Annotated in this window: 20 protein-coding genes, 1 tRNA gene and 1 pseudogene; 6 read left to right on the top strand and 16 right to left on the bottom strand. The window is 42.0% G+C overall.

Translation table 11 applies throughout. The features are described from left to right. Nucleotides 1-15: 15 nt before the first annotated feature. The 8 genes from CEF13_RS17580 to CEF13_RS17615 all read right to left on the bottom strand — a co-directional run bounded on the left by CEF13_RS17580 (nt 16) and on the right by CEF13_RS17615 (nt 7870). Nucleotides 16-918: a carbohydrate ABC transporter permease gene (locus CEF13_RS17580; protein WP_102712474.1), complete on the bottom strand. Its 903-nt coding sequence runs from the start codon at nt 916-918 to the stop codon at nt 16-18. A gap of 83 nt (nt 919-1001) precedes the next feature. Beyond that, complete coding sequence (locus CEF13_RS17585) at nt 1002-2477, bottom strand: ABC transporter substrate-binding protein (protein WP_102712476.1); 1476 nt, start codon at nt 2475-2477, stop codon at nt 1002-1004. Nucleotides 2478-2533: 56 nt separating this feature from the next. After that, nucleotides 2534-3448, bottom strand: a complete 915-nt coding sequence (murQ, locus tag CEF13_RS17590) for an N-acetylmuramic acid 6-phosphate etherase (RefSeq protein WP_102712478.1) — start codon at nt 3446-3448, stop codon at nt 2534-2536. A 221-nt stretch (nt 3449-3669) separates the two neighbouring features. Next, the gene (locus CEF13_RS17595; RefSeq protein WP_102712480.1) at nt 3670-4533 is read right to left on the bottom strand and encodes a MurR/RpiR family transcriptional regulator; all 864 of its coding nucleotides are present in this window, start codon (nt 4531-4533) and stop codon (nt 3670-3672) included. A 428-nt stretch (nt 4534-4961) separates the two neighbouring features. Then, nucleotides 4962-5156: a hypothetical protein gene (locus tag CEF13_RS17600; protein ID WP_102712482.1), complete on the bottom strand. Its 195-nt coding sequence runs from the start codon at nt 5154-5156 to the stop codon at nt 4962-4964. 120 nt (nt 5157-5276) lie between these two features. Beyond that, entirely contained in the window at nt 5277-6887 is a 1611-nt protein-coding gene (locus CEF13_RS17605; protein ID WP_166742724.1) for a glycosyl hydrolase family 18 protein, read from the bottom strand. Nucleotides 6888-7053: 166 nt separating this feature from the next. Continuing rightward, entirely contained in the window at nt 7054-7455 is a 402-nt protein-coding gene (locus CEF13_RS17610; RefSeq protein ID WP_102712486.1) for an ArsR/SmtB family transcription factor, read from the bottom strand. Then, the gene (locus CEF13_RS17615) at nt 7439-7870 is read right to left on the bottom strand and encodes an SRPBCC family protein (RefSeq protein WP_102712488.1); all 432 of its coding nucleotides are present in this window, start codon (nt 7868-7870) and stop codon (nt 7439-7441) included. The genes CEF13_RS17610 and CEF13_RS17615 overlap by 17 nt, the downstream gene beginning before the upstream one ends. A 222-nt stretch (nt 7871-8092) precedes the next feature. On the opposite strand from CEF13_RS17615, the gene CEF13_RS17620 reads away from it, so the two are divergent. Continuing rightward, entirely contained in the window at nt 8093-8347 is a 255-nt protein-coding gene (locus tag CEF13_RS17620) for a GlsB/YeaQ/YmgE family stress response membrane protein (protein WP_102712490.1), read from the top strand. A 75-nt stretch (nt 8348-8422) separates the two neighbouring features. Here the strand turns inward: CEF13_RS17620 and CEF13_RS17625 are convergent, their stop codons facing one another. From CEF13_RS17625 to CEF13_RS29300, 5 genes are all read right to left on the bottom strand, one after another. Next, complete coding sequence (locus CEF13_RS17625; RefSeq protein WP_244917092.1) at nt 8423-9574, bottom strand: Ger(x)C family spore germination protein; 1152 nt, start codon at nt 9572-9574, stop codon at nt 8423-8425. Further along, nucleotides 9571-10980, bottom strand: coding sequence for a spore germination protein (locus CEF13_RS17630; RefSeq protein WP_102712492.1), 1410 nt, complete (start codon nt 10978-10980; stop codon nt 9571-9573). Before CEF13_RS17630 ends, CEF13_RS17625 begins: the two co-directional genes overlap by 4 nt. Then, entirely contained in the window at nt 10977-12074 is a 1098-nt protein-coding gene (locus tag CEF13_RS17635; protein ID WP_102712494.1) for a GerAB/ArcD/ProY family transporter, read from the bottom strand. The genes CEF13_RS17630 and CEF13_RS17635 overlap by 4 nt, the downstream gene beginning before the upstream one ends. Nucleotides 12075-12220: 146 nt before the next feature. Beyond that, nucleotides 12221-12877 (bottom strand): SurA N-terminal domain-containing protein, encoded by a 657-nt coding sequence (locus tag CEF13_RS17640; RefSeq protein ID WP_102712496.1) that lies wholly within the window; start codon nt 12875-12877, stop codon nt 12221-12223. 157 nt (nt 12878-13034) lie between these two features. Then, nucleotides 13035-13796, bottom strand: coding sequence for a CAP domain-containing protein (locus CEF13_RS29300; protein WP_243864346.1), 762 nt, complete (start codon nt 13794-13796; stop codon nt 13035-13037). Nucleotides 13797-14039: 243 nt separating this feature from the next. Between CEF13_RS29300 and CEF13_RS17650 the strand changes: the two genes are divergently transcribed. After that, nucleotides 14040-14348, top strand: coding sequence for a hypothetical protein (locus CEF13_RS17650; protein WP_102712498.1), 309 nt, complete (start codon nt 14040-14042; stop codon nt 14346-14348). Between the two features lie 374 nt (nt 14349-14722). Here the strand turns inward: CEF13_RS17650 and CEF13_RS28555 are convergent, their stop codons facing one another. Further along, the gene (locus tag CEF13_RS28555) at nt 14723-14935 is read right to left on the bottom strand and encodes a hypothetical protein (RefSeq protein WP_146022728.1); all 213 of its coding nucleotides are present in this window, start codon (nt 14933-14935) and stop codon (nt 14723-14725) included. Nucleotides 14936-15372: 437 nt separating this feature from the next. On the opposite strand from CEF13_RS28555, the gene yjcZ (CEF13_RS28560) reads away from it, so the two are divergent. Both yjcZ (CEF13_RS28560) and yjcZ (CEF13_RS29700) read left to right on the top strand, forming a co-directional pair. Then, nucleotides 15373-15462, top strand: coding sequence for a sporulation protein YjcZ (gene yjcZ / locus CEF13_RS28560; RefSeq protein WP_146022729.1), 90 nt, complete (start codon nt 15373-15375; stop codon nt 15460-15462). 67 nt (nt 15463-15529) lie between these two features. Continuing rightward, entirely contained in the window at nt 15530-15619 is a 90-nt protein-coding gene (yjcZ, locus tag CEF13_RS29700) for a sporulation protein YjcZ (RefSeq protein ID WP_146022730.1), read from the top strand. Nucleotides 15620-15978: 359 nt separating this feature from the next. On the opposite strand, the pseudogene CEF13_RS17660 reads toward yjcZ (CEF13_RS29700), so the two are convergent. Further along, a pseudogene (locus CEF13_RS17660) lies at nt 15979-16527 on the bottom strand (site-specific integrase). Nucleotides 16528-16934: 407 nt separating this feature from the next. On the opposite strand from CEF13_RS17660, the gene CEF13_RS17665 reads away from it, so the two are divergent. Beyond that, a complete protein-coding gene (locus tag CEF13_RS17665) occupies nt 16935-17897 on the top strand; it encodes a tyrosine-type recombinase/integrase (protein ID WP_102712502.1) in 963 nt (320 codons plus the stop codon). Between the two features lie 138 nt (nt 17898-18035). Here the strand turns inward: CEF13_RS17665 and CEF13_RS17670 are convergent. Further along, nucleotides 18036-18111 (bottom strand) — tRNA-Val (locus CEF13_RS17670). A gap of 190 nt (nt 18112-18301) precedes the next feature. Between CEF13_RS17670 and CEF13_RS17675 the strand changes: the two genes are divergently transcribed. Next, nucleotides 18302-19258 (top strand): S-layer homology domain-containing protein, encoded by a 957-nt coding sequence (locus CEF13_RS17675; RefSeq protein ID WP_102712504.1) that lies wholly within the window; start codon nt 18302-18304, stop codon nt 19256-19258. The last annotated feature ends 65 nt before the right edge of the window (nt 19259-19323 follow it).

Below are 19323 nucleotides of genomic sequence, written 5' to 3' on the forward strand. Positions count from 1 at the left end.
ATCCCCCTCCTCCCCTTAATATTCCACATCGTTGCCAAGGAATTTGAATTGGACCATTGCAATTCCAGCTATAATAACTGCCAAAATCAATGATTGTGCAGCTGCTTTTCCGAATTCAAAATACTTAAACGCATTATTAAATATAAGCAATCCAACCATCGTTGTCGCATTATCCGGTCCTCCGCCAGTCATCAAATAAGCGTTCTGGAACACCTGGAAAGAGCCAATGACACCGGTCACCAAAAGAAATAAGGTCGTTGGTTTGAGGCAAGGAATTACGATATACCACATCTTCTGCAAGAAAGACGCGCCGTCCAGCTCTGCAGCTTCGTAATAGCTCCCATCGATACCTAGCAATGCAGCTAAATAAATAATAATGCTTGTGCCATGGCTTGACAGCCACGACATAAATACCAAAGAAAACATTGCAGTAGCACTGGAACCGAGCCAGTTCTGATTGCTGATACCAAAGAATCCAATTAGTTTATTGAAAATACCAGAAGACATCGGATCAAAAATCCAAAGCCAAACCACCGATAAAGCAACACCGGACGCAACCGCCGGCAAATAATAAACGGCCTTAAAAGTCGTCTGCAGCCATTTTTTCAAAGGTAATATCAGAATAGCAACAGCGAAGGAAAGGAACAAAGCTACAGGCACAGTAAGAACCGTATAGACAATCGTATTGACTACGGATTTCCAAAACAAAGCGTCACTGAACGTATTTGTATAATTATCAAAGCCTATGAACGTGGAGCCTAACGGTTTGTATTCTTGAAAGCTGATGATGAAGGCACTGGCAACCGGGTAGGCTGTGAACACTGCAAAAACAACCAATGCAACTGCTATAAATGCGTATCCCCAAGCGCCGTCTCCTTTAATTTTGCGCTTTTTCATTGGTCTGACTGACTGAATCATATTGCCGCACCTCTTTTCAACTATCAGTTTCACAATATTCAGATAGCCGTATGAAATTCATACGGCTATCCGACTGACTACGATTAATCTTTTACAATTCCATCTTCACCGAATGTTTTGATTGCAGCTGCTTTCACAGCATCAAACATAGCTTCAGGTGTAATTTCGTTTGCAAGAAGCGCTTGTAATTTAGGGATAATCACTTCATCCTGCAGCTTGATCGCTTTCGCTCCTAATTCAACAGGAATATCAGGACGTGCTGGAGCCGCATGAGAAAGCAGCACTTCAACAGCCGCTACGTTATCCGGGTTTCTGTTAACCGTCATGCTTTCAGCCGCTTTTCTTCCGCTCTTCGTAATGTGTGCAGCGAAGAGATCATTGTTGGTCGTTGCTGCTACATTGCCGCTTGCTAAGAAGTAAGCTGCTTTTACTACATTTTCTTTATGCTCTGCAGTTGGTTCTTTTTTACCGCGGAAAGTGACATATCCATCTACAACCGTGCTGGAAACCGGTTGTTCTCCGAGGAAGCTAGGAACAGGAAGCACAATATATTCCGCTTCAATACTTCCTTGCACCGCGCTGCCATCATTGGCTTTAATTTTTTCATTGTTTTTATTAGCTGAATTTTCAAAAGTAGCAAGGCCTTTACCTGTAATCATCGTTTGGCCGGTAAGGAACATATTCCAACGCTTGCCCGCATCTACAGAGCTAAGCTCTTTCGGCATTGAACCGTCATCAATAAGCTCTCTAACCGCTTTCAAAACACCCAAATATTTTTGGCTAGTGTAAGCGAATTTCAAATCTTTATCAAACGCAGCTGGCATACCTGCGCTTTTGATCAATATGCCCAAGTAGTCTTTAGATGCAACACCAGCGGTTGCGAATACAAAGCCGTAGCGGGAAGTATTATTTCCGTCTTTTACTACACCTTTTTTGATGGCTTCACGGAATTCTTCATAAGTCCAGCCGTTCTTCTGAACATTTTTCCAATCAATGCCCGCTTCTTCCAGAAACGCTTTATTACCGCCTAGAGCATGAACTTCCATATACCCTGGAAACCCATATAGACCATCGCCATTTTTCATATACTTGATTGGCGCATCATCATAATCCTGAAGCATCTCTGGTGTTACAGTATCTGTAATGTCCATAAGCATACCTTGCTGTACATACTTGGAAATGCCTTCAGAACCGATGAATGCAATGTCCGGCGGACTGCCTGCATTAACCTGAGTATCGAGCTTTTGTGTCATATCTTCCCAGCTGGCAGGCTCTATTTTCAAAGTCAAGTTAGGGTATTGTTCATTAAATTCTTTTTCCATTTGCGCGAAATTATCTTGGAAATTTCCTGAAACTGGAGGGAGCAGCGCTGTGATGGTATCTTTTGCCGCCGTTGTAGTTGTGTTAGTCGTGTTAGTCGTGTTAGTCGTGTTAGTCGGTTTTGAATTATTTCCTTGATTTGTACCGCCATTATTTGATGAGTTTCCACATGCTGTCATTGTCGTCAAGGCCATCGTTATAGCCAATATTGAAGCAAAAACATGTTTTTTTGTACTCATTCTAATCCTCCTCAAGGTTATCATAATGATTGCAAAACAATTTATTTCAACTCAAATTAACTAACATGACTGAATTTACGAATGGCAGCCTTCAGATTGCCCTCGCATTGGTCCAGACCATCCTTTGCATCCTCTGCATCCAACCCCGTCTTTATCATCATAATGGCAAGCTTGCAGTTCATTGAAGCGCTTTCTAAATACGAAATGGCTGTTTCTGAATCAACGTTTGCAGCCGTCTTAATAATGCGTACGGACCGGTCATACAGCTTGATATTGCTGGCCTTTAGATCTACCATAAGATTGTTATACGTTTTGCCGATCTTCACCATTGTGCAGGTTGTTAGCATGTTTAGAACCAATTTCTGCGCTGTACCCGCTTTCAATCTTGTTGAGCCCATAATAACTTCCGGCCCAACCACTGGTGCAATGCATACATCGCATACATCTTCTAATTTCGAGTTTTTGTTATTCACTAAACCGATTGTTGCGGCACCTATAGATCGGGCTTTCTCCAAGCTTGCAATGACAAATTTAGCACTGCCGCTGGAAGAAATACCAATTACGGCATCTTTGTCTGTTACACCGCATCTTTCGATTAAAGCGACCCCCTCCTCTGCATTGTCTTCAAACCCCTCAACAGCTACTCTCAATGCCGAGTCACCGCCAGCAATGTGTCCTTGCACACGTAGAGGATCAATGCCGAAGGTAGGTGGACATTCAGATGCGTCGAGCACACCGATCCTCCCCGAAGTACCAGCCCCTATGTAAAACATTTTTCCACCATTTTTAAGCACATGATGTAAAATATCAACTGCCTTGGTAATCAGAGGAATCTCTGCCGCTACCGCAGCCGGAACTTTAGAATCTTGCTGATTCATGAGCCGCAGCATCTCTTCCGTTGTACATTCATCTATCATCAGCGTATCTGGGTTTATTTCCTCAGTAGTCAATCCCGCAAGATACTGATCCATCTCCATCCTCCTTTTTCAAAACTCTATTTGCATGAATCTAAGCCTACTCACGTTAAGTTATCTAACATGCCTGCTTATTAATTTAATATTAACTGTTCATGCATGACCTCGTCAATAGTTTTTGAAATAAAATTTCAGAATAAAAAGTTTTATTGGATTTTTATTTTGTACAGGCCAAAAAAAATGACACTGACTCAATGATAAGTCCGTGTCTTTATGAGCTAGTTTCGATGCTTGCTCGATAATATATTATGTGTTTTGGTCAAATATTTTTTCACATTCTGATATTCCGCACTGGCAACACCCGCGAACAAAATATCAATCACGGTTAGCATGGCAATACGCGAACCCATCGCGCCGCTTCTAATGGTTACCTCAGGAGTAGAGATGCTTAGCACAATATTCGCCTTATCTGCCAATTCGCTTTTGTTATACTTCGTAATAGCAATGATGTTGGCGCCATTCTTTTTAGCAATTTCCAACGACTCAAGAATCTCCACCGTATCACCAGAATTCGAAATAAAGATAGCTACATCATTCTCCCCTAGGAGCGTGGCAGCTGTAAGTTGGCTGTGCCCGTCGGTATAAGTGTGGCAAATCTTGTTAATCCTCGAAAACTTTTGTTCCGCATCTTTACACACCAAGCCCGAAGCGCCAATACCAAAAAAAACAATGCGGTTGCTGGTACGGAGTACTTTTACTGCATTAGCAATCTCGTTCCGGTCGATCACGCTAAGCGTGTCTTCGATTGATTTGCAATTGTTGCGTGATATATTCGAGACAATAATCGACAAATCATCACCTGGCTGTATATCGGTGTACTGATCTTTATGCTCATCATCCATAGACCCAAGCGAAGCTGATATGCTCACTATAAAACTGCGGTATCCGTTATAACCCATTGTTTTGCAGAAACGAAGAACGGATGCATCGCTTGTTTTACTTAATTGAGCAAGACTTTTAATCGAAAGATGAGGAATCTCATCTATATTATTTAATGTATACTCAGCTATCATTTTTTCGACAGGCGTCAAACTATCCTTCATATCCCGAATCTTAATTAAAATATTATCATTGATGGCCATCTAAATTACCTACTCACTTTAGATTCTTTTAATTGACTCAACAACCTTATAATAAGGGCATTTATACTTAAACACAAGATAGATATAAGAATATTACGGTAATCTAAAAAAGAATAAAGATGATTTATATCAAATTTAATATATCATTATGAAATTTTATTTTATTTCGATGCCTATCAGCCATAATATTAGTCAGACCGATTGCTGAAGCGGACAAAATAAGAGCCGCCACACAAATCGAAGCTTATTTGATTAAGGTTGAGAATGTGCTCAATAAATCTTCCCTGAAATAAAACAATCGACCGCTCCTCCAATTGAGATTTGCGGCCGATTGTTTGTTCTAACACTTAACTTCAAGCTTATCTGATACCAATTCGTATAATAAGGTTATCCCTATATTCGGAATAGCCTCTATTTATTAATAGGACTTATCGTTTGCCGCGCGTTTTTTTACGGCTAATTTCCGCTATTGTTGACAGCTCAGAACCAGTGGTTGACTTTTCTTCTCTCGCCTTCAATATGGCCAATAATGCAACCGCATCAGCAATTACAAGAAGAATCCCAGCTATAAGAGCGATATCGTCCGCCGATAATCCAAGCCCTTGTTCATCCTTACGTGACATAGGCGACTACCCCTTATATTAAACATCGTATGTATTAGCCTATGCAGAATCCACTTATTTGATTGGGCAATTAACATGAATGCCTATAAAGGTGTTAGAAGCCAATAGTCATATCAACTGTTAGAAGGAGTAACCAGCATACTTATCGGCATTACGCAGGCTTGTCCATGTATCGGAGCTTTCACCGCCAATATGCCAATAAGCTAGACCAGCGATACGATCGTTCAAAGCTAATTCATATTTAGCACTCAGCGAACGGCCTTCTTCAAGCCATAAACGGTGCTGAACGCCACTTTTCGTATAGCTTGCCGTGTACTGTCCCAAAACGCTGTTCCATACTGGCTTGATGGAGTTCGCAGCGATCAGTCTGTTTTGCTCGGCCAAAGTAATATTTACCGAAGAAGAGGAACTTCCGTTTTTGTTCATGGACCAATCTCGATTATATAAGGGCAGTGCTAAAATGATTTTCTTATTGGGAACTACTTTTAGAAGGTTATCCATCGCATCCTTTACGAAAGGCAAAGACGCCACCGATCCTGCTACCGTGTCTCCACTCCAATGCTCATCATAGCCCATCATCAGTACATAATCTGCCTGCTTCCCTAATGCGGCATAATCGAATACATCGGTCCAATCGGTTCCCTCATCAGCAGACACATTAACAACCAGCACCGCATTAATAGCATGCAGCTTGGCTCTTAAGTCCGTTATAAACGTCGTAAATACGGAACGGTCTTTCGGAGCCATGTTCTCAAAGTCAATATCTAGTCCATCCAATCCGTATTGTTTCACGTATGATGTAAGGGTATTAATAAGCTTGTTTCTAGAGTCCGCGCTGGATAAGACTCGATGCGTTTCTTCCTGATTGCTTCGATTGCCGACCATCGCCCAAACTTTTCTGTTATACGTATGCGCCCACGTCACAAGCGAAGGAACCGTACCATTTGACACCGCACCCGCTTCGTCCAGGAAATACCATCTTGGAGATAAGGTGTTTACATTCGAATTTACGATAGATTTCCGATATTCATCTGTTGTCTGGCCGTATTGCCAGCCTAGTTGAATGCGATTCTCAGCCTTCCTCTCAAGCTCTGCTGCCCAGCTTTCTTTATGCAGCACTCGATTGATCAGAACAGCAATTTCTTGTCTTTGTATCGGATCTCGGGGGCGGAAGCGTCCTGTTTCATCACCCTTCATCAATCCGATCTTCTGCATAGCCGCAACTGAAGAAACTGCCCAATCTGAAATTAAACTTTTGTCGTTAAAAGATAACTTTATCCCGTTTCCTTCATTCATTTGCTTCATTGCCCGAGTTAATAGAACTGCAGCTTCTTGTCTCGTAATAACAGAAGACGGAGCAAATGTGCTGGCACTTGTGCCTCCAACGAGCCCAAGCTGCACCGCTGCCTGAATCCAGCCGTAATACCAATCCTTTGGAGCGATATCTTTAAATGATGTTACCGGGCTTGCAACTGGCTCTAGTCCTAGCAATCGATCGAGCACGGTTACGAATTCCGCTCGAGTCATTGATTTTATTGGAGAGAAAATAGTGTTGGAAGTACCGGTTAATATGTTTTTTTCGTATAAAGCTAGAATGTCATCCTTCGCATAGCTGCTGGATATATCCTGGAACGGGGAACTAATCTGTGCTGATACTGGCTGCGCCAATTGACTGATCATACACATTCCTGCAATAGATGCCGCTGCTACTCTAATTATGATAGATTTCAAAATAGATCCTACCTCTGCTAAAAAGATTATGAATCTACTGAGCATATCAAATTTTGATCTATCATTCATTGCAAAAATAATGGATATAATAGCGACGAGTTGATAAAATCGACAAAAAAAAAGCTGTTCCATGAGCCAATAACTCCTCTCATGAAACAGCTTCTTGTTAATCTAGCTTATTACCCTTCGGCGGTACTGCACCTAGGGGAGAAATGAACATTTCTCCTTCAGAGTTGTCTGACTCTACGAAACGCTTAAGTGCACTGAGTTTGTTTTCCCAGAATCGCTCATAATAGGAAAGCCATCGTTTTAGCTCTAAAAGCGGCTCAGGCTCCAATCTATATCTTGTTTCTCGGCCAACTTTACGATCCTTAACGAGCCCCGCTTCTGCAAGCACACGCAAATGCTTGGAAACAGCCGTTCGGCTTATTGGGAAATGGCCGCTTATAGCCTTGACAGGCAGCTCCTGATCCACCAGCAAATTTAACAGACTGCGGCGCGTTGGGTCAGCAATCGCTTGGAAAACGTCATGCTTGGGCTCAATAGCCGTATTATTCGCCTTCGACATAAGCACGAAGCGAGGATTTCATTTTGATCCAGCCCTCGGACATAATGCCATGAACGAGCGTATGGGCTTGTCCGAACTCCGTAACTTTATCAGCATCCCAGCCGCCATGAATGAGCGTGAATTCCGTTTTGTCATCCAGCCCCTTCAATTCAAAAGTCAGTGACCAATCCTTCCCCCAATTAAAAGTAAGACGATTTGGCGGATCAAGCACCGTAACCTTGCAAGGAGATTTCCCGAAAGGTCCCGCCTCTAAATGAAATTCATATCCAAGCTCCGGCACAAAATCATTTGGCATAAACCAAGCCGTTATTCCCTCAGACGTAGCCACCGCATCCCAAACCTTATTGATTGGTGCATTGAGCACGAGTGTTTGGCGAATATCCGTAAGTTCATTTCTTGCATTGCTATTATCCATTTCTATTCCTCCATGGCGCTAAAGCGCATTTTTGATGTGTGCTCTAATTCGTCAAGCCAGCTTAACGTGAAACCATTTGGTTTCTATTCATTATAGGAAACCAAATGGTTTCATGTCAATAGCAGTCCTACTCTTATTTTCAACAATGATATATCGTCAATTCATCATCATATCTCATATGATATTGGAATACATGTTAATGATGCGAAGGAGGTACTGACAATGGGATGGTTGTGGTCATTAATTATTGGCGGCGTCATTGGCTGGCTCGCGGGTTTGCTGATTGGTAGGGATATACCCGGCGGCATTATTGGCAATGTCATTTTCGGTTTTATTGGAGGATGGATAGGCTCCCAGCTATTCGGAAGCTGGGGACCGGTTATTGGCGGTTTTTATTTCGTTCCTGCATTAATCGGCGCTGTCATTCTTGCTGCCATATTTAGTTTAGTAGCCAGAAACAGCAGGCACAGATATTGACCTTTGCCGTAAGAGGCCGCCTTATGATAGGCGGCTTTTTTTACTTTTAAGCTAAACGATTCAGCTTCTGAACCATTACCTCTTCACGCGTTTACGCTGTCCCCAAAACCGCAGATCAACCTTCACATCAATATCAAGTGATTTTTGAGTAATGGTTTCTTCATCCTTATTGAGCTTCCTCCATAGCTTCGGATTACGCTGGTATAGCTTTAGTGAAAGCTGATAGGGATCAGCATGAAGGGCGGCGCTTTTTTGAAAAGTAGCAAGCAGTTCTTTCCTTAATGTTTCTTCAGTCATTCTCTGCAGTTCCGTAATCGTTATATTCTCCTTATATACACCTTGTACGGTAGCCAATATTTTCAGACGAATCCGGTATGACATTCCATCCTTGCTTGATAGAAGTTTGATGGAAGAATGGGGCTTCTGCAGCTTTACGCTTCCAATCGGATCATCTTTGGGCCCAATGACAAGAGGCGCGTTCGCTTTCGAGTTGGCAATCCAGCGAATGCCAAGAAGATCCTCACGCTTTAACCAGCCTTTATTTATTTTATCTTTGAGAAGATAAGCGCCATCAATTTCCAATATCGGATGCTGTCTCATATCTTCACTCCAGTTGGCGCTGGATATAGCAAGAGACGGAAGAATAACCGTTGCCGCCTTTTCCCTGTAATGGATAATGAAATCATTAAATTGAGTGGGCTGAATGAATGAAATCTGTTTATAGCTGACAAGCGGTTCATGCAGCAGCGAATGAAGCGGTGACAGCATGAAAAATGGAGTAGTCACAAATAAATCCTCTATTTCTCCATTCGTGCCATAAATCCACTTCGTATACCTAATCTCCTGCGAGCGATTGGTCATATCGAACAACTGCTCCATTCGGTCAGGCTCCAGCATAGGTTTCGTTAATACGAGCGCTGTCACTTGCCCCCAAGACATTTGCTGCTGGTTCGTTTTATAAATATTGATCAAGGCGTCTGCCAAAGTAGCGCCTCTCCCCTGTCCAACCCAGACGGGTGTAGGCTGTGAACTTTTACCGCTTTCCTGCTTGGCTACACTTGAGAAATCAAGCATCTGAGCGTAAATGATATATTTTCCATCACGATAATCTATACCGATTGCGGTTATATATTCAATATCTTGAATTTCGCGAATATCCCAGCAGCCGGATAGAAGGAGAGAAAACCCGGTCAGTAGGATGACAGAGCGCCTCAACAGCCGAGTCACAAGGAACCACCTTTTTTCCGCAATCCCGGAAGCCGCATAAAGTTACGAAGAAGCTTCTGGAGAGAAAATGGGGAAAATGGAGCCAGAAACGGCTGCCCGAATGGCTGGTGATTGGACATATACATGACGATGCAGAACAAGGCAATAAAAAAACCAAACAGTCCGATTACGGAGGACAGAATCAGTGTGAAAAATCGCATGATGGTTTGAGTGATCACAAAATCCTGATTGGAAAGCGCAGAGCCAGCTACGAACGACATTGCTGCAACTACCGTTAATGTCGGGGAGAAAATCCCCCCGCGTATAGCCGCATCCCCGATGATGATACCCGAAACAACAGTAATAGTTCCTCCAACTGGGGTAGGCATCCGATTTCCGGCTTCACGGAGCAAGGATAGTATAAAGAGAATAGTTACCATTTCTACAGCAATGGGAAAAGGCAGGCCTAACCGCGTACTAGCTACTGTAGCAAGCAACGGAAATGGAATTTGCTCCTGGTGGTAAGACATTATTGCAATATAAAATCCAGGCAGAAACACAGACAGAAAAACCCCGATCATTCTAAGTACTCGCCAAGGAAATGCGAAATAAAAGGGAAGATGCGGGTCCTCTGCCGAGAATAGCAGCTGCATAAAACTGGCAGGCGCAATGAGCGCAACAGGACTGCCATCCAGAATGAGAATAAGACGGCCCCTCATTAAAGAATCGTTCACGAAATCCGGCCTGCCGCTATAATCAAATATAGGAAGTACGGAAAACTTATAAGGTGAAATATGCTCGATTAGCTCTCCAATGCCTGTAGGCGAATCTCCTTTGTAGCTATTCAGCTTATTCTGAATTTCAGTAACCGTTTCTGGAATAACCCTTTCTTTCAAATACAGCATAGCGACATTAACGGGTGTAATTTCTCCTAGGCTAAACGATTGATAAACCAAATCCGTTGTTTTCAGTCTTTTGCGAATGAGAGCAATGTTTGTGTCTAAGTTTTCTACAAAACCATCTCGGGCCCCTTTTACCGAGGCTTCGGTCTTCGCATCCTCAGGCTTGCGGTTCAGATCGCCGGCAGCTTCAAAGGCGTAACAGAATTGTTCATTCGGCAGAAGAAGAACCGCATAACCGGAAAACACCATTTGAACAAGCTTGTTTTCAATAGCCGGAATTTTTCTCAGAAACAGCTGCGCTTCCAGCTCGGAAGGATTCGGAGCCTGCTGATCCGTTTGCGACTTCTTCCACTCTTTATAAAGGGCAGGATAGAATGTCTTGGATAGGAGCAAAGAATCACACATCGCGCTGTCAAAAATGACGATTCCCCAAGGCTTATCTTCTGTAAACCCCGGATATATTTTAAATTGGATGTCCTCACATTCTACAAACCTCTGCTTTAGGCTTTCTAAGGTCAATTTCACGGCAAGTTCTCTCCTTTTCCAGAACGGGAACAATCGGGTTTGCGGATCAGAAAAAACATCAGTATGATCAGCACAGTTGTAAAAATGGCAGAAGCCGCTAAGAAATAATCTTCCATGAGGTAGTAAAACCGCAAATTGCTGAGCGGTGAGATACAAACCACTCCAATAAGGACAGAAAAAACAAGTATCCCAACTAAACGCCTGGCAGGTGAAAGAATATGCTCCGCCGCCAAAAACATGCAAAGCGAAATAGAGATGTAGGCACCGCTTAGCCATTGAAAAATGGATAAAAAGTCTACATGCTCAATAAATTTGCCGAGTTTGACCAATCTCCACTGTTCATAAGCAGGATAACGCTGCAGCTTCATCTCTTCCGGACCGAATTCGGAAATGCCCGCCATCGTTGGGCCTAGTGTCAGGAAAACTAGAACAATATGAAATATGGCGATCGTAATCAGCTTGGGGCTTTTGGGTAGATGTGGGCGAAGAAAGATGGCGAGTATGAATTGCGTCAATCCTCCGAAGATTGCCGGCAGACCATGCAGCACCGGCGTAAATCCATTCTCAAGAACGGGCTGCAAAAAACTATAATGCTTATATTTCATATTGGCAAAGGATACGAAGATGCCTAGAATGACTACTACAGGAAGCAGAATGCCACCGGTTGTACCAATCGTCCTTGCCCCTTTGTGAGCCGTAACGACACATAATAGGAGCAATACAATCGACGTAATGGCTACTGGTGTTTGCAGCAGATAGGTGGACTTGGTCCAGTCAATGACTTCCTTCAGGGTATAGCAAGCGAAGGAGAATAAATATAAGCTTATTAAGCCTAGAACAAGCCATCTTGCCCATTTGCCTCTGCTTTCATCAAGGGCAGCCTTCAATGATCGATTTCCCAGCTTTTTCATAGTTCCATAAACAAGCAGTACCCAGGGAATGAACAAAATCGCACCGACTATAACAGTAATCCAAGCATCTCTTCCGGATTTATCCAGCAAAACGGGTATAATCATGACATGATTGGTAAGACCCGCTGTCAGCATCATCAGCATAAAGCCTTGAGACACCGTAATTCCGCGCCCGCTAGACATATGGATTCCCCCTCATCCGTTACTAGCGTTATCCTTCGCGTTGGGGTGGTAAAATATACACAACCAGCTCCTATCTGGCATGCAAAAAAGCCACTTCATCGAGTGGCTTTCCATGTCCTAATCGAACAATAGCTGATAAAAATGTATTATAAGTTAATTATCAGCTTTTTCTTATTTTTAATTAATAACTCCTTCTGATAAGCTTCAAAATCTTTGTCATTATTTTCAAATTGATTATTTTCCACTAAATACTTAAAAAGCTTATTGATATACATGGAATCTGCATAAGATTTTTTCATCGAATCACTCGACCAAAATTCGTCTTCACTCATTCCGCTGCTTTGAATTCTTTTATGCATCAAATCCATTATTACATCGTTATTCCCACCATCTTTTTCGATACTTGCAAAAATTTCCCGTTCATTATCAATAACCTCGCTGACCTCTGAATCCAATACCATAATACCTTTGCTCTTTGCATCTGCTATTGCTAGCTCTTTCGTAATTAGAACATCCAACAATTCTGAATCACTCGGCATTGTGCGTGGAGAGGCATCATCAATATAAGTCACATTAATTGAGGTTCTTTTGCTCAACTGAAACGATAATTCCATATTAGCTTTATAAAGATCGTAACGCTCTTTTGTTATATTAAAATGTGGTCCTACTACAACATACTCATCATTCATATGAATGGCATTTTTATTGGAAACAATTATTTTTTCTTGAATACTGATTCCAATAATAAGTACTATTCCAATCATAACTAGAAGGATAGCTTTTTTATTAAAAATTTCACTCACCCCTTCTCTTAATCATCTTGCTATCATTACCTTTACTGGTAGTATAATCAACCTTTGCATGAAACGCCAGTTAGACTAGGCTAATAAATGCACATAAAAGCCGCTTGCGAAATGAAATATCGCTAAGCGGCTCTTATGTCATATGATTTTAAGTCTGCTAGCCAATAAATTCTTGAACCCATTCTCCGTTATAGTACGCTATTCCGATTTGGGTAAAGCTGTCTTTCAATATATTGGCTCTATGGCCCGGACTGTTCATCCAATCGTTCATCACTTGTGTCGGGCTGTTTTGGCCTTTTGCGATATTTTCGCCTGCTGAGCTGTAAGTAATGCCGTACTCCTTCATCATGTCGAAAGGTGAACCGTGTGTCGGTGAATTATGATCGAAATAATTGTTGTCGTACATATCCTGTGCTTTGACCATCGCCATTTTCGATAACTCGCCATTCATACTAAGGGATTTCAAACCCGCTTTGGATCTTTCTTGATTAACCAGATCCAATACTTGCTGCTCGAATTGAGAATTGTTTTGGGATGTATTGGATCCTTGATCCGGTGTTTTAGTTGCCGGCTCCTGAGTAACTGGTTTTTGCGTTGGGGATTGAACTGGATTTTGCATTGGTGTTTTCACTGGATTTTGTATTGGTGTTCTCGCTGGATTAAGCAAATCCAACCAATTCGAACCCGCATTCGGTGCTTGTTTCGCCCTTAAAGATGATTTCCCTGCGCCCGGCAGCTCTGGTGTAGCAATTGAAGATGCTTGCGTAATGGTAGGTGTATGTGACCGAGCAGCAGAATGGGTATGAACTTTTGTTTCAATACGTGCTTGTTTTGGTGTTACTTGCTTTTGTGTCAAGTTGTTATTAGCCCCACAAGCCGTTAACAGTAATAATCCCGCTAATACAATAAATTTATACAATATCCAAACCTCCTCGATAGTCTAAGAATGACGTTTTATCGAGTATAAGGTTCACTTAAGGGCATTCATTTATTCCTGTCTTGCCGCTCGTTTGAGTTCCTTGATCTGGAAAGGCTCGTTTACCGATTTTCTGATAGATTCGCTATTTCGTTAAATACAATGCCCAATTAAAATGAGCCAAGCATCATTGCCAACCAATTGTGAATAGGGTATGTCATATCAACCTGAAGGGAGGATTTCTGTATGGCAATTAATCCTTACATGTACCCTTACGGTCAATATCCACTGCCAGCATATCCAGATGATCAGTATCCACAACAGCAGCCAATGAATATATATCCTTGGTTTTATCCTCAAGGATCAGGCCAGCAAGGCTTGGGTTTTCAAGCAGGCGGTCACCTAAGCGGATTTGGATCCGGTGTTCATGCTGGAGGATATCTCGGCGGTCAAGGCGTTGGCGCTAATTTCGGCGGCCATCTTGCCGGTCATGGCGGTCAAGTTGGTTTTCAATTTGGCGGCCGAGAATATGGATTGCGTGGTAAAAAGCGTTAAATTATAGGCGCTTGGGAGTAAGGATTATTATCCTTTCTCTCCGATTGTAAAGAAACCCCACGTTTTTTAACAGGCAAGGTTTCTCTTTTGTTTTAGGTCACCAGTTCGAAGTCCGTGTTTTTTGGTTTTGTATCAGAAATGGCACCACTTAAACAAAATTTATAAATATTATATTTTGTAATCGATAAAGGAAAAACCCGCAATCCCATATATGATAAGGGATTGCGGGTTTTTTAATTGTATGATCTGTAGTGGGCTCGAACCACTGACCCCTACCCTGTCTAGATGTTTTGCTGTTCGATACCTTTCAGAAATAAGCAGTAATGGACAGGCTTTATTTTGTTGGTTTTATTTATTGCGATAGATCTCAATATTCAGCCTGCGTTCATGTCTTGCTTGACAGCCCTTCGAGCGATAGACGCCAGCAGCCCCCAAGTCAGCAATACTTCATTACGGTATGATGCTTTCTTTATGACCTTAATGGTCAAGTCTTCATTGACGTAAAGCAATCCACATTCTTCCGGAATTTCATCTGGACGGACAAGGCCGGTTGGAACTGCAAAGTAAAATTCATTGGAGTGCTGCAATGCTTGTTCCCGTTTCGTAGGATTCGCAATTTCGTATGCAGGAAATCACTTCGCGAAACCTTTACCTCATACGCAATAGTCATATGCCCCTTTGATGGGTATAGATTAATCGCCCATGCATCAAAACGTTGTTCGGGATTCATTCCCTTGCGTATATTCTTGTATCCGGTACCAGCTCGTAACTCATCGAAAAACGCCCATTCCCTACCTACTGCTCCGTGTCGTTTACGAAGTGCATCAACAACTAGTTTTGCGTTCACTTAATCCCTCCTCATGTAATTTTGTATTCATTCAACATTGTCTCAGTAAGTCGTACACACTTATTGTCCTATCCTTTTATATAAGGCTAGTATCATACCGGAACAAACATCCAATCATTAAATTCTATCAATACATACTCTACATGGTAGTCAAAACACAGGGAGGTGAATTGAATAATGCACAATAACCTTGGTACGATTCTGGTGCTTTTCATTCTATTAGTGATTATTGCTTGTAGTTGCAACCGCCGTCATGAAAATTACTAACCTCATAGACGTAAACTGTGTACGACAACTTTTTAATTCACTAAGACTTAAGGAGGTATATTGAATAATGAACAATAACCTTGGTACGATTTTGGTGCTTTTCATTCTATTAGTGATTATTGCTTGTAGTTGCAACCGCCGTCATGAAAATTACTAACCTCATAGACGTAAACTGTGTACGACAACTTTTATAATTTTCAGAGTACTCAAAAGATGTGAGGAGACGAATTGAATAATATTCAATAACACTGGTACGATTCTTGTTCTTTTCATTTTATTAATAATTATCGCTTGTAGTTGTGGCGCCTTCGGCCGCAACGAGAGACGCAACGAGAGACGCGATGGGAGTCTCGATGTGAGACGCGACGAGAGATTCGAAGAGGTACTACCCTTTGAAGTACTACCCTTTATTATCTAATTGCGTAACCTTAGTTCGTTAATTTCTAAGATAACATTAATGAGAAGGCCCATATTATGGGCTTTCTTTTTCCAATGAAACTTAATATTCAGAGCTTCTCATAATGTAAATTTGCTGACCGCATCATCAATCATGTCCTGGTTGATGCCGATATAGCGCAGTGTTAATGATGGGTAGGCGTGATTGAATATGTTTTGCAACATTGCCACGTCTTTCGTTTTCTGATAGAAGTGGTAGCCGAACGTTTTACGAAGCGTATGCGTGCCGATCTCTTCCAAACCGCATTCAGCAGCCGCATAATTTAACACCCGTTACACTTGCACCCTGCATATAGCCGTCTCACCCCTTGTCCGATATGAAGGGAACAGCGTTGCTTCTGGATCCATGACTTTCGTGTAATCGTCAATGATGCGCTTCAAATCTGCGTTAATAGGCACCCGCTTCTTTTTCTTCGTCTTCCCTTCGATCAGGCTAATATGCGTCCGATTTTGAACGTCATTAACCTTTAGCTTTAATATGTCGCCGATCCGTAGGCCTGTATTGATCCCGAAGACGAATATGAACCAATCTCTTTTTGAACGCTTAAGCAACGCTTGTTTCATCTCCTCGATCTTCTGAGGATCACGTATAGGCTGCACGAATTGCATGTCTATCACCACGTTCCGTGTTGTAAGGTCTATTCAATATGTTTCGTAGCTTCGTCGAACTATGCAGTAACCTCTTGCCATTTCGCCCAGTAATCCCAGTCGAATCCTTCTTCCCTCGTATTTTTTCATGTTCAATCGCTCCTTCCTTCGCATAATGGGTCTACTACGCAATTTCCGTCATTCATTAAATTACTTTCCCACCGTGACGCTGCGGCCGGAATCCACTTCCCTGAACTTTCTTCTTTTGAAATCAAAATTCATCCTTTCAAGCTTCCCGCGAACACCCAAAGCGCTCTTATCCGGCCCTAACGCTACGGCAATCGTTTCATATCCGTAACCAGCCCTCGCAAGATGCAGTTAACAAGGGGACGTATTTCAAACCGTCTGTAGATAATTACGGTGAGTTTATGCAGACCTTTTTGAATGACAAAAAAATGAACGTCAAGCCTCAGACGCTTAAGAACTATGAAAGTTTGGTCAATAATCATATCCTCCCTGTTCTTGGATCTATTGACTTAGCCAAAATGACACCGAGGGATATTCAAAACTTGTATAATTCAGTTCATGAATCAGGGCGGTTGTCTGATGAGAACATACAGAAGTGTCACACTATTATTAATGAGTCGATGAAAAAGGCTTTAACTTGGGACATGATAAACAAAAATCCCGCAGCTCTCATTGATCGCCCAAAAGCGAGAAAAAAAGAGATGCAAGTTTGGTCACTTGAAGAAGCCAAACAGTTCTTAGATGCAACAGTTAGAGATCGACTTCATATTGTTTTCTTGTTAGCTCTAACTACAGGAATGAGACAAGGCGAGATCCTTGGTCTTCGCTGGAAAGATGTTGATTTTCAAAACCGCATTGTGAGCATCACACAAATATTAAATCACGATGGTAAAGGATTTGACGTAGGAGCGAAAACATTGTCAGGTCAAAGGCCGATTAGAGTAGATAAAGAAACTATGGATGCGTTGGCTAAGCACCAAAAGAAATCGAGAGAGGAACGAATGAAATACGCTGACGTTTATCAAGATCACGGACTCGTTATAAGTACTAGGTTCGGCGGTCCAGTTTCGCCAAGAAACGTCAATCGGACATTCGAAAGAATCGTAATAGGAATTAATGAACGTTTAGAGGAACGGAGAAAAGCTGGAGAGGTTGTCGAGGATGATTTGAAAAAAATTCGCTTCCACGACCTCAGGCATACTCATGTTACAATGCTGATCAAAAATAGAGAAACTCCTCAAGCAATTGCAGAACGACTCGGATGGTCTGATACTCGCATGATTGATAACTATGCCCATATTAGACCAGACATCCAGGAAGATGTAGCCGACTCATTTGGTAAGGCATTTTACGGTAGCAATTAGAAATGAAACTATTCGTATCAAAACCCAATTCGTATCAAATTCGTATCACGGCACCAATTGGCACCATTCAGACGAATAACTGTGGTCCCATAAAAACAAAAAAAGCCTTGATACACAAGGCTTTCGGCGCTTAAGTTATGGTGATCTGTAGTGGGCTCGAACCACTGACCCCTACCCTGTCAAGATAGTGCTCTCCCAGCTGAGCTAACAGATCGTATTGGCGACAATTAATAATATATCAGGATTTAGACATGAAGTCAATAACTTTATTGGTATTTTTACAACTCGCACATATGGTCATAATAATAAAAATTGGATGAAGTGATTTTAACAGCATTGCAACAATTTGGCTTTCCATTGCGTCAATGTAAGTGCTGCAGCAAACTAAGTAAAGAGGTGATTTTATGCGAAAACGTTCATTACTAATTATGGCCCTGATTGCAATGATGCTCTTCTCAGTCGGACAAACCGTGTTTGCTTTTAAAGATATCAAAAATGACGCCAACGAACACAAAATCAATGAGCTTAAAAAACACGGTATAATAAAAGGCGGAAATAAAGAAGATAAGTTCAATCCGAAAGGCAAGCTCAGTTATGCAGAAGGCATTTCATTAATCGTTAAAGGCATGGGGCTCAATATCGACAACATTCGTTTTATTAAAGAACCGCTGGCTTCGGATTCCTATCCTAACCTCAAGGATAAAGCATGGTATTCAGAGGCTTTCGTCATCGCAAACTATAATGGACTTGATATTCCAAAAACAGTGAAGGCAAATGATAATATGACTCGCGAGCAATTTGCCCACCACTTGTTCAAGGCTATCGTTAAAAAAGGCGATTATGCCTTTGTGGAAATGTACGCAATGATCAAGGACGAAGCAGACATTAACAATGCATATAAGAACAGCATTCAGAAGCTCCTAATTGCAAAGATTGCAACGCTGGACAGCTCCAACAAGTTTTATCCTAAGCAGGCCATTACGCGCAGTACAGCTGCAGGCTGGCTTTATGACGCTATTACCTTTGTAAAGGAGACTAAACCAATTCCTGAGCAGCCCGTTCAACCAAATCTCGAGTATAAGTTAATTGTCACTCCAGTCAATACTGAAGTTAATAAAGTTACAGTCAGTACACAAGTACCGCACCCAGGCTACGGCATTCGCATTTCTTCAATCAGCTTTGAAGGCAAAGAGGCTGTCATACACATTGAAATCGTAATGCCTGATCCAGACAAAATGTATCCGCAAGTCATTACGGATGTTCAAGTGACAACCTATGTAGACGCCACATTCAAACCTGTGCTTCCTGTAGGCTCTCAATTAAGCAGTTCCTCATCCAGTACAGGAATCATTGCTAAGTAACACAATAAGGCTTCTCTGCCTATCTGATTTAGATCAGACAGCAGAGAAGCCTTTTTCTTCTCAAG

Source organism: Paenibacillus castaneae (genome assembly GCF_002884445.1).
Taxonomy (GTDB): domain Bacteria; phylum Bacillota; class Bacilli; order Paenibacillales; family Paenibacillaceae; genus Pristimantibacillus; species Pristimantibacillus castaneae.